Genomic DNA, 11,066 nt, shown 5'->3' with positions numbered 1-11,066 from the left:
TTTTATAGATAATAATTGACAATAATAAGGTGCTATGCTAGTATAAATGTATAAGAAAATACAAAATGTATTATAAAATAATATAAAGGAGGAAATAACATGAAGAAAAAGTGGCTGGCAGTGATGTCTGCGGCAGCAATGGCGGCGGGGATGCTGATTGGATGTGGAGGTAATTCAGCTCAGACGCCGGAAAAAGGTACAGAAGCGGCTAAAGCAGAACAGAACACACAGGCTCCCGAACAGAGTCAGGAGGCGGAAATTGTATTAACATTGGGACACGTTGTACAGGACGATACGCCGATTGATGTAGGTGCAAAAGAGTTTGCAAGGCTTGTTTCTGAAAAATCAAATGGGAGAATTAAGGTTGAAGTGTATTCAAATTCAGCGCTGGGCGATAACAGAGTTATGCTGGAAGCTCTTCAGCTGGGATCTCAGGACATGGTAATGCCGGCACTCGCTGCAGTCGGAGGATTTACGGATAAGACACTCATATTCGACCTTCCGTTTTTGTTTAAAGATACGGAAAGCGCTGAAAAAGTTCTGGACAGTGATTTTGGCCGATCGATTCTGGACAGCATGGACGGGGCCGGATTTGTAGGACTGGAGTGGTGGACGCAGGGATGGCGCGTGCTCACGACAAGCAATAAAGAGGTACATACGGTCAGTGATATGAAGGGCCTTAAGATTCGTACGATGGATAATGAAGTTCATATCGCATCCTTTAATCAGATGGGGGCCAGTGCGGTTCCGATGGCTTTTTCGGAAGTGTTTACAAGCCTTCAGCAGGGAATTCTGGACGGACAGGAAAATCCTTATTCCAATATCAAACTGTCAGGCTTTAATGAAGTACAGAAATATGTGATCAATACAAACCATATATATGATCCGGTGCCGGTGCTGTTCTCCAAGGTTACGTGGGAGAAGCTTTCCGGAGAAGACCAGGCAATCATAAAAGAAGCTATCGCTGAAGCCAAGGTGTTTGAAAGAGAGGAAACGGCCCGCCAGGATGCGGCGATTGCAGAGGAATTCAAGGCCAGCGGAAAAACGCAGGTCATCGATCTGAGCGAAGACGAGAGAGCAACGTTCGTAGAAGCAGTACAGCCTGTATATGAAAAATATGCAGATAAGATAGGACAGGAGAATATTGACAAAGTATTAGAACTTCAGAAGTAAGCAAAAGGGCCGGTTGACAGAAAATTAAAAACCGGCCCTTCTCAGAAAGGAGAAGGAGGTTTTGCCTGTGAAAGAAAAAAAGGAACCGCTTATTAACCAGATCGAGGAATATATGCTGGCGATTATTTTCGCAGTAATGGTGATCGTGACAGCTGTGAACGTATTTACGAGATATGTATTCAGCTATACGTTTTCGTGGGCGGAGCAGTTTACAAGGCTTTTGTTTGTCTGGCTTACTTTTGTCGGGGTCAGTCTGGCAGCCCTCAAGGGAAAGCATCTGAAGGTTTCTGCGGCGGCGCAGCTTCTGCCTGGAAAAATGGGGACAGTCGTATTTTTGATCGGAGATGTTGTTACCGTCATCTTTTCCCTGTATATGATCCGCTACATGATCATTATCATCAACAATATTCTCGTAAATAAACAGGTCTTTTCTGCGATGACATGGCTGCCCATGTGGGTGATGTACGTTCCGGGCGTAATCGGTATGGCCGGCTGGGCGGTCCGAACCGTCCAGGCGAGCCTGATACCCGGCATAAAGACTCTGATTTCAGGGGAGGTGGGCAAATGATAGGAGTACTATTTCTTTCTTTGGCGGTCTGCCTTGTTCTGTCGATTCCAATCGCAGTATCGCTGTCTATTTCTACGATTATTACGTCGATGATGTATTATCCTGACCGGGGGCTTGTAGCCACGCTGGCTCAGTCTCTCGTTACTGGTTCCGATTCCTTTACGCTTATGGCCATGCCGTTTTTCATGCTGGTAGGTACGCTTATGGACCGCAGCGGCATAGCAAAACGGCTGATTGATGTAGCGGAAGCCATAGCGGGAAGTGCGGCAGGAGGCCTGGGAACGGCTACCATCGTGGCGGCCATGTTCTTTGCTGCAATTTCCGGTTCCGGCCCTGCAGTTGTGGCGGCTCTCGGCGCAATTCTGATTCCGGCCATGGTGAAGCGTGGATACAGGGACGATTACGCGGCTGCCGTCGTAGCTTCAGCCAGCACCATTGGCCCTGTCATTCCGCCCAGCATTCCGATGATCGTGTATGCCGTTACAGCCGGCGTTTCTGTTACGGAAATGTTTCTGGCCGGCGTTGTTCCCGGGCTTATCATGGGAGTCGGACTAATTGTAGTGAATATCGTTATCTCCAAGAAACGGGGCTATATCGGAGTCCCCAGAGAAGGGGGGATCGGATGGGTGCTGTCCAAGGTGAAATCGGGCGCGCTTGCCTTGATTATGCCTGTTATGGTTCTGGGAGGAATCTATACGGGAATCGTAACGCCTACGGAATCGGCTGTTATGGGAATTGTATACTCGCTGATCGTCGGTACATTTGTGTATAAAGAGCTGAATTGGGGAAAGATCAAAGGCGCGCTGATCGAGGCGGGACTTCTGTCGGCTCCTGTTATGATTCTGCTGGGAGGCGCGAATACATTCGGCAGGATTCTTACCCTAGCCCGCATTCCGGCTCAACTTTCTTCTTTTATGATGAGCATTACGTCCAACGGCGTTCTGATTCTGCTCATGATAATGGGATTCCTACTGATTACGGGAATGTTTATTGATACCACGTCCAATATTGTACTGTTTGCCCCCCTGTTTGTTCCGATCATTACGGCTATGGGATACAACAAGACATTTTTCGGTATATTGATGACCGTCAACCTCTGTATCGGTTTTCTGACACCGCCTCTCGGAATGAATTTATTCGTCGCCCAGGGGGTGGCAGGCGTATCGCTGGAAGATATTGTGCGGGAAAACATGCCGTTTCTGTTTGTACTGATCGGCGTGCTGCTGCTGTTCCTGTTGTGTCCTGGAATCATTATGTTCCTGCCGAACCTGGTTTCCGGGTAATTAAACGTATGGAGGAAATGAGAGAATGGATCAAAGAGAGTTCAATGAAAACAGAAATGAAAGAATCGATAGAAATGAAAGAATCATACAGCTGGCGGAAGAATTTATGCCAGGTATGGTCGAATTCACCAGAAAGGTGATTCAGTGCCCGTCTTTGTCAGGCGAAGAAGGAGACGTGGCCGCGCTTTATGCAGACGAATGCAGAAAGTTGGGATTTGATGAGGTGTTTACGGATGAGTGGGGAAACGTAACTGGAATTGTGCGCGGTACGGAGGAAGGACCGACGATCATGTACAATGGTCACATGGATCATGTGGACATCGGCGATGTATCGGAATGGGAAGGTTACGATCCTTACGGCGGCCAGATCGATATCTGTGAAATTGAAAATGAAATGAGGACGGGCGTGGAGATGGCGGAATGTATCCATGGGCGTGCTGCAGCAGATGTGAAGGCCGGAATTGCATGCCAGATTTACAGCGGCGGCATCCTTGTGCGGCTGAAAAAGGAGGGCTATCCGGTAAAAGGAAACTATATGTTTACAGGTGTTGTACTGGAAGAACCCGCAGAGCAGATCGGAATGATCACCCTTCTGGAAACGCTGAAAGGAAGGCAGATACCGGTTCACGGAGTGGTATCCTGTGAGGCTACAGGATTGAGACTGTATCTGGGACACAGAGGCAGAGTGGAAATACAGGTGGAGGTTCAGGGAATTACCAGCCATGGCAGCGCACCGTGGCTTGGAATCAATGCTGTGAACAAAGCCACCAAACTGATCCAGGCGATCGAAGAAAAATATCAGAAAGACTTCCTGGTGGATGAAAAGCTGGGGAAATCCAGTATCGCCCTGACGGTAATCAACTGTTCTCCCGGTTCTATGTGTATAGTTCCGGACCGATGCAGAATTACTTTTGACAGGCGCCTCGTTCCTCAGGAGACGCCGGAAGAAGCAGTGCAACAGATTCAGGAACTGATCGACGAGATGACGGAGCAGGACGCAGATTTCCGCGCAACGGTTTCGGTTGCCGCTGTTCCAAGAAAATCATATACAAATAAGGAAGCGACCCTTCCAAATATTAAGCAGGGATGGAAAATTGAGGAAGATCATCCTTTTGTAAAGGCGGCAGCAAGGGCTTTGGAATATTTAGGCGAACCTGTTTCTTACGGATACTGGGATTTTGGTACGGACCTGGCCGTTGTCTGCGGAAAACACAAGATTGCAGCAATCGGTTATTCGCCTATGCAGGAACTCTACTGTCACAGGCCGGTAGATAAGGTGAGAACAGATTTTATGAAGAGGGCGCTTGTTGGAAATGCGGCAATTTTCAATGAACTGACACATCTGGAAGAAGACGATTTTCTGATACCGTAAAAGGAGATTGCGATGGAATATGAAGGCTATGATACATATGAAGTAATTCGTCTGACGAGAGAACTTGTAAAGATTGAAAGCAGCAATCCAGGCGTTTATGAAGGTGCGGTGGGAGAGTTTGTCTTTCGCTGGTTTGAAGCGCTTGGCGTTTCTGTATGGAAGGAAGAGGTGCTCCCGGGCCGGTTTAATATTATGGCAAAAATACAGGGAGAGATTCATGATCCGGCGCTGGTGTATATCTGCCATATGGATACGGTGCCCATAGGAGAAGGGTGGAGCCGGGCCCCGCTCGACGGGGAAATCGACGGCGGCAGGATGTATGGCAGAGGAGCCTGTGATATGAAATCCGGCCTGGCCGCTGGAATGATGGCATTTAAGCACATCGCTGGAAGCGGAAAGACGCTGCAACATGATTTTATTTTTGCGGCTACTGTGGATGAAGAAGACGTGATGCTGGGAGCAGAAAAAGTCATACATTCAAAAATTGTAACGGAACGGTCCTGGGTGCTGGATGCGGAGCCCACGGAAGGAAAAATAAAAGTGGCTCACAAAGGAAAAACCTGGTTCATACTCACCGTGAGAGGAAAGGCGGCTCATGCTAGCATACCGTTTACCGGTGTGGATGCTGTTGCGGCTATGAGTGAAATTGCGGTGGAGATCAAAAGAAAAATTGCAGAATGTACTCCTCATGAAGAACTTGGACGCTGCAGCGCTGTTTTCGGAACGATTACTGGTGGTACCAATACGAATATTGTGCCGGATGAATGTACCATGACGATTGATATGAGGCTCGTGCCTCCGATGAATTCAGAACGTTCGATCCGGTTGGTGAAAGAAGCGGTGGCTGCCGGCCTTAAAAAAGTGGAAGGTGCAGAGTGTGAGATTGTGATCACAGCAGCCAGGCCGCCGGTGGAAAAGGATGACAAGTCGTTTTTGCTTGGAAAACTCACAGAAACGATGACAGAGGTGGACGGGAAAGCCCCGGAAGTGGACTTTTTCCCGGGTTATACGGATACTGCGGTAATTGCGGCTATGACGGGAAATAAGAACTGTATGTCTTATGGACCGGGTGACCTGGGCGTGGCTCATAAACCGGACGAATATGTTCCGTGCGATGAGGTCATTCATGCAGAAACCGTAATGACGAAGCTGGCAGAAAAAATTCTGTATTGAGGTGGAAATGATGGGAGAGAAAACGAAACAGCTGATTGCGGATGTGAAGCTTCCCAGGATGTTTCCGGTGAGACAGACATTTCGAAGGCCGCAGATTGAACCGGAACGCATTCCAATATATATGAAGGAACTGCTTTTGAACGCCCCGTGTACCGATAAGATCAAACTGGGAATGAGTATAGCCGTCACGGCCGGTTCCCGGGGGATAGCTAATATTGATGTGATTACAAAGTGTGTGGTCGATTTCATCAAAGAAAAGAAAGCGGTTCCTTTTATTGTACCTGCCATGGGAAGCCATGGCGGGGCGACGGCCGAAGGGCAGAAAGAAGTTCTACACGGTTACGGAATCAGCGAGGAATCCATGGGGTGCGAGATACGGTCTTCCATGGAAGTGGCCAGAATCGGGATGAATGATGAAGGTACGGATGTTTATATTGATAAACATGCAGCCCAGGCTGATGGGATCATCGTAGTTGGGCGTGTGAAGCCTCACACCTCTTTTCGCGGACCGTTTGAAAGTGGACTTATGAAAATGATGACGATTGGGCTGGGGAAACAGTATGGGGCGGAGGTCTGCCATAATGCCGGATTTAGGCACATGGCAAAGAATATCCCTCTGTTCGGCCGGGCCATCCTTCAGAACAGCCCGGTGCTTTTTGCGGCTGCAATTTTGGAAAATGCGTTTGATGAGACGGCCAGGATTGAGATTGTTGATGCAGATGATATTGAAACGAGGGAGTCGGAGCTTTTAAGGGAAGCGTTTTCCTATATGGCTAAAATAGGGGTTCCGAAATGTGATGTTCTGATCGTCGATGCCATTGGAAAGAATTTCAGCGGAAACGGGATGGACAACAATGTGACGGGAACTCATTGTACGCCATATGTCAGCGGAGGACTGGATGCCCAGAAAGTCGTAGTGCTGGATATTAGCGAAGAATCTCATGGAAACTTTATGGGACTGGGCCACGCGGCGGTGACCACGAGAAGAGCCGTGCAGAAGCTGGATTTAGACGCTACATATGCCAATGCAGTGACGTGCAAGCTGGTGGAAGGAAGCAGCATCCCTGTCTTTATGGATACGGACAGGGAGGCGATCCAGCTGGCGCTGAAAATATGTGTGAATTACAATGAAGAAAATCCGAAAGTCGTAAGGATTCTAAACAGCATGCAGCTGGAGACCATATGGCTGTCAGAAGCGTTTTTGGACGAAATCACCGATATTCCGGATCTGGAACAATCGGGTGAGGCTGAAGAAATGGCTTTCGATAAAAACGGACGCCTGATCTGAATGCGAATGCAGAAAGCAGCAAAAGGAAAAATAAAAAGGCCCTCAATATCAGATTTCGTTCCGGGCAGCAGCCGGGGAACTCCATTCTGCATCGAGGGCAGTGATTTGTATCCGCTTATCGGACGTTTATGTGAGCATGCCGGATTCTGCGCTTGCCGCAGAAAGCCGGGCGCTGAAATCCGCCGGAGGCTCATTGTCATAGGACGGGCGCTTTAAAGCCCGAGATAAAAGCCCTGGCTTAACAGGGATTCGATTTTTTGAAGTACACGCCGGGATTCATCTACATTGCATTCTGCCAATGCGGATACGAGGAAGTTGGTCAGACAAAGAGGGGCTGCCAGAGAGTTCTTGAAATAATTACTGGAAATGGAACAGGGCAGGATGATATCGCCGTACCCGCTGACGGCCGTAGCGTTCAGGCTGGTGATGAGGATGATTTTGACTCCTTCATTTTTCATCCAGGAGAGGCTGGAAGCGACTACTTTTGAATATCTGGGAAACATGAAAGCGATACATACATCGCCTTTGCCGGCTTCGATGATTTCCTCCGGGTAAATCATTCCGGTGGACTGGACCAGCTTTACATTATCCTTGATTTCGCCAATGCGTGATGTAAGGTAGTGGGCGATGGCATAGGAGCTCCTCATTCCCAGAATGTAAATGCGTCTGGCCTCTGACAGAGCGGCAATTGCGCTTTCTAAGTCTTCGTCCTTTTGAGCTGCCAGGGTTTTCTGGATATTCTGGATATCCAGGGTGAAAGATTCCTGCAGCAGTTGGTTATTGGGGATTTGAGTATCGCTTTTTGTCAGACGCTCCGGCAGAGCTACTTTATTCTTGATATTGCTCTGTATATCTTTCTGCATCTCAGTATAGCCCTTGTATCCCAAAGCCCTGGAAAAACGGATCACCGTTGTAGTGCTCACTCCGATGCGGCTTGCGAGGTCTTCGAGGGTGCAGAAGGCAATGCTGTCCTGATTGTCAATCAGATAATTTGCCACGGCTTTTTGAGAATTTGTAAAGTCAGAAAAATTATCTGTAAGACGTGTGAAAAAAGATACCATATAATCCCTCCAATACAATAAATTACGTTAATAGTACCATTTTTCAATATTTATGTCAAATGATCGCCGGATTTACTTTTACATAAAGTTATATGGTGAACAAAAATGTATTAAATAAAACAAATGTAATATATAAAAGGATTATGCATAGCAAACCGCGGTTTCAAGAGAAGCTCCCTGGTCTGGAAACTGGGAGCCGACTATTATTTGAAGATAAAAGGAGAAGAAAGATGGCAAGAAAAACAGATTTTATTTATTTATCAGAAGCAGATACAATTAAGGCGGGCGTTTTAGATGCAAAAAAGTGCGTCGACAATGCAGAAGAGGTATTTAAGCTGCTGAGCGCAGGCGATTATCTCATGGGAGGCGCCAATCACAACAGCCACGGCCTTGGAATTGTATTTCCGAAGGAAACGCCTTTTCCGAACATGCCGGTAGCAGGACCTGACAGAAGGTTTGTGGCAATGCCCGCATATCTTGGCGGAAGATTTGACGTCTGCGGCCAGAAGTGGTACGGTTCAAATGCTGCCAATCCTTCCAAAGGCCTTCCGCGTTCGGTGCTGATGGTAACTCTCAACGATAAAGATACGGGAGAGCCTCTGGCGTATATGTCTGCAAACCTGTTGAGTGCTGCAAGAACAGGAGCTGTGCCTGGAGTTGCTGCAAGGCATCTTGCAAGAAAAGATTCGAAAGTCTGCGCCGTCTTAGGCTGCGGCCCGATCAACAAATCGTGTTTCCGGTCGATCGCCTCACAGATGCCGGCGCTGGAAACGGTCTTCTGTTATGATCTGTTTGAAGATAAAGCGGCAGCGTTTGCCTCATGGGCAGAAAAAGAGTGTGGTATAAAGGGAGTGGCAGTTGTGGATCTGGAACAGGCGGTGAAGCCTGCAGACGTCGTAACGGTAGCTGCTTCGAGGCTGAAACCGCTTGTACTGAAGGATGAGTGGATTAAAGAAGGCGCAACCGTACTGGTTACCGGCCCGGTTCAGTTTGACGATTCCTACTGGCTAAGCACAAAGATTATCTATGATAATATCAGGCTTCACGAGACGTATGTTCAGGAGGCGGTTGAATCAGGAGACAGAAAGGCTGGATACGCTGCTGTAATTGGCGGCCCGATCTATACGCTGATTGATGAAGGCAAGCTGCCGCCGTTAAAAGAATCCACCAGCATGGGAGATGTCATACTGGGCAGAAGAGAAGGCCGTACGAGCGATTCGGAACGAATCACCTTTATTGCCTGCGGGATGGCTACATTCGACGTGGGGCTTGGATATGAACTGTGGGATACGGCGGTAAAGAACGGCATTGGAACAAAGCTTCTACTGTGGGATGAGCCGTATCAGATGAAGGAGTGAGCAGATATCAGATGTGATCCGATCCGGATTTCCTTAGAAGGCAGCGGTTAGACCGCTGCCTTCTGGCGTTGGGGCAGTCCGCTTTTTCATGCCCTTTCCTGCGTACCCTTCTTTTGCATAACTTATAAAGGGCCGTGGAGGAACAGAAAAATCGGCCGGGAGGCGGGATTCGTGTGTGACCGGGTGAGACAAAAGGCAGTACAGCCGTTCGCAATCCGATCAGGTGCGATTGGCTGTACTGCCTTTATCAAGCTTTTATAATCAGACGGCTCTTGCGACTGGGATTCTGCATATATATTCTGCAGAACAACGGCAGGGAATCAGGGCCAGATTCCGCGAAGTTTCTTTGCTTCAACCACGCGTTTGACGGCGATCAGATATGCGCCTGTTCTCAGCGGTACCTGTTTGTCCTGGGATATGTTCCACAGTTCGTTAAAGGAAATATCCAGAATGTTTTTCAGCTGGGAATTGACATATTCTTCGCTCCAGGAAACCGACTGTATGTTCTGTACCCATTCGAAATAAGATACGACGACGCCTCCCGCATTGGAAAGAATATCGGGAACGACAACAACGCCTTTTTTCTGAAGAATCTCATCTGCTTCAATCGTGGTAGGCCCGTTAGCGCCTTCGACGATAATGGAGGCATGGATACGGTCTGCATTATCTTTGTTGATCTGGTTTTCCAGGGCTGCGGGAACTAGCAGATCGCACTTCAGTTCCAATAGCTCTGAGTTGGTGATATGGGTAACGCCTGGGGCGGAATAACCGGAAAGAAGATTTCCGCGCTGCGCCTTTAAGTAGGAGAGGATATCCGGAATGTTCAGGCCGCCTTCACAGAAAAGCCCGCCTGATACATCGCTGACTGCCAGAACCTTCATTCCGGCCTCTGCACAGAGTTTTGCGGTGACGCTTCCTACATTTCCCATGCCCTGAACCGCAACGGAGGTATCCTCCGGGGAACGGCCGAGAACATTGAGAATATTGCATGCTGTCAGCATAACGCCGCGTCCGGTGGCTTCACTTCTTCCGAGCGCGCCTCCGATGGCGATAGGCTTACCGGTGACAACGCCTGGAACGCAGTGGCCTTTAATCATGCTGTATGTATCCATAATCCATCCCATAATCTGCGCATTTGTGCCTACATCCGGAGCTGGAATATCCTGTTCAGGACCGATGATCGGAGCGATCATGGCGGTGAAACGGCGGGTGAGATTTCGGAGCTCTTTCTCAGAAAGCTCGTCCGGGTTGCATACGACGCCGCCTTTCCCGCCGCCAAAGGGAATATTGACGATCGCGCACTTAAAGGTCATCCATGCAGCCAGCGCTTTTACTTCATCGGGATCGACACTGTGGTGATAACGGATGCCGCCTTTTGCAGGGCCGCGGCTGGTAGAATGCTGAACGCGGTATCCTTCAAATACCCGTGTGGATCCGTCGTCCATTACGACGGGTACGGAGACCTTCAATTCCCGCTCCGGATGAATGATCGCTTCATAATCATTCTGGGAATAGCCTAATAAAGCAGCTGCATGCTTTACGATTGTACACACATTGTCGAATGGATTGTACTGTTCGCTCATAATTGTTTTTTTCCTTTCTTTTTTGAAATTAATATATTACATATTGATAATTTGGTTACATTATGGGATAAATGACATATAAAAATGCCGTATTACAAAAATATACTTCGTTTATAGAATAATAATCTGGAATTAATTATAAAATAAAAGAATAATAATCTGGAATTAATTATAAAATAAACGAAATAAATTAGTATTAAATAAACA

9 protein-coding genes are annotated in these 11,066 nt (G+C 48.0%); 7 read left to right on the top strand and 2 right to left on the bottom strand.

Going from position 1 to position 11,066, the window contains the following annotated elements:
- Positions 1-99: 99 nt before the first annotated feature.
- The 6 genes from DXA13_RS20110 (at position 100) to DXA13_RS20085 (ending at position 6,857) form a co-directional block, all read left to right on the top strand.
- Complete coding sequence (locus DXA13_RS20110) at positions 100-1,173, top strand: TRAP transporter substrate-binding protein (protein ID WP_118246778.1); 1,074 nt, start codon at positions 100-102, stop codon at positions 1,171-1,173.
- 67 nt (positions 1,174-1,240) lie between these two features.
- Complete coding sequence (locus DXA13_RS20105; protein ID WP_118246777.1) at positions 1,241-1,741, top strand: TRAP transporter small permease; 501 nt, start codon at positions 1,241-1,243, stop codon at positions 1,739-1,741.
- Positions 1,738-3,024, top strand: a complete 1,287-nt coding sequence (locus tag DXA13_RS20100) for a TRAP transporter large permease (protein WP_118246776.1) — start codon at positions 1,738-1,740, stop codon at positions 3,022-3,024. The genes DXA13_RS20105 and DXA13_RS20100 overlap by 4 nt, the downstream gene beginning before the upstream one ends.
- Positions 3,025-3,049: 25 nt before the next feature.
- Positions 3,050-4,396 carry a M20/M25/M40 family metallo-hydrolase gene (locus DXA13_RS20095; protein ID WP_118246775.1) on the top strand — a complete coding sequence of 449 codons (1,347 nt, stop codon included), beginning with the start codon at positions 3,050-3,052 and terminating at the stop codon, positions 4,394-4,396.
- Between the two features lie 12 nt (positions 4,397-4,408).
- On the top strand, positions 4,409-5,569 hold the full coding sequence (locus DXA13_RS20090) for a M20 family metallopeptidase (RefSeq protein WP_118246774.1): 1,161 nt from the start codon (positions 4,409-4,411) through the stop codon (positions 5,567-5,569).
- A 7-nt stretch (positions 5,570-5,576) separates the two neighbouring features.
- Positions 5,577-6,857 (top strand): lactate racemase domain-containing protein, encoded by a 1,281-nt coding sequence (locus DXA13_RS20085; RefSeq protein ID WP_243009248.1) that lies wholly within the window; start codon positions 5,577-5,579, stop codon positions 6,855-6,857.
- Between the two features lie 212 nt (positions 6,858-7,069).
- On the opposite strand, the gene DXA13_RS20075 is transcribed toward DXA13_RS20085, so the two are convergent.
- The gene (locus DXA13_RS20075; protein WP_118246771.1) at positions 7,070-7,918 is read right to left on the bottom strand and encodes a MurR/RpiR family transcriptional regulator; all 849 of its coding nucleotides are present in this window, start codon (positions 7,916-7,918) and stop codon (positions 7,070-7,072) included.
- 230 nt (positions 7,919-8,148) lie between these two features.
- Between DXA13_RS20075 and DXA13_RS20070 the strand changes: the two genes are divergently transcribed.
- Positions 8,149-9,276 (top strand): tyramine oxidase subunit B, encoded by a 1,128-nt coding sequence (locus DXA13_RS20070; RefSeq protein WP_118246770.1) that lies wholly within the window; start codon positions 8,149-8,151, stop codon positions 9,274-9,276.
- 320 nt (positions 9,277-9,596) lie between these two features.
- Here the strand turns inward: DXA13_RS20070 and DXA13_RS20065 are convergent, their stop codons facing one another.
- A complete protein-coding gene (locus DXA13_RS20065) occupies positions 9,597-10,859 on the bottom strand; it encodes a Glu/Leu/Phe/Val dehydrogenase (RefSeq protein WP_118246769.1) in 1,263 nt (420 codons plus the stop codon).
- Positions 10,860-11,066 lie beyond the last annotated feature (207 nt).

Source organism: Clostridium sp. AM58-1XD, from assembly GCF_003464085.1.
Taxonomy (GTDB): Bacteria; Bacillota; Clostridia; order Lachnospirales; family Lachnospiraceae; genus Lachnoclostridium_A.
Note: the sequence above shows the minus strand (reverse complement) of the source record. Positions and strands in the feature narration are given on the sequence as shown.

Bases quoted from the DNA above. Each gene is read 5' to 3' on its own strand.
- DXA13_RS20100 (WP_118246776.1), top strand. From the start codon at position 1,738: ATGATAGGAGTACTATTTCTTTCTTTGGCGGTCTGCCTTGTTCTGTCG.
- DXA13_RS20110 (WP_118246778.1), top strand. From the start codon at position 100: ATGAAGAAAAAGTGGCTGGCAGTGATGTCTGCGGCAGCAATGGCGGCG.
- DXA13_RS20075 (WP_118246771.1), bottom strand. From the start codon at position 7,918: ATGGTATCTTTTTTCACACGTCTTACAGATAATTTTTCTGACTTTACA.
- DXA13_RS20065 (WP_118246769.1), bottom strand. From the start codon at position 10,859: ATGAGCGAACAGTACAATCCATTCGACAATGTGTGTACAATCGTAAAG.
- DXA13_RS20090 (WP_118246774.1), top strand. From the start codon at position 4,409: ATGGAATATGAAGGCTATGATACATATGAAGTAATTCGTCTGACGAGA.
- DXA13_RS20095 (WP_118246775.1), top strand. From the start codon at position 3,050: ATGGATCAAAGAGAGTTCAATGAAAACAGAAATGAAAGAATCGATAGA.
- DXA13_RS20070 (WP_118246770.1), top strand. From the start codon at position 8,149: ATGGCAAGAAAAACAGATTTTATTTATTTATCAGAAGCAGATACAATT.
- DXA13_RS20085 (WP_243009248.1), top strand. From the start codon at position 5,577: ATGATGGGAGAGAAAACGAAACAGCTGATTGCGGATGTGAAGCTTCCC.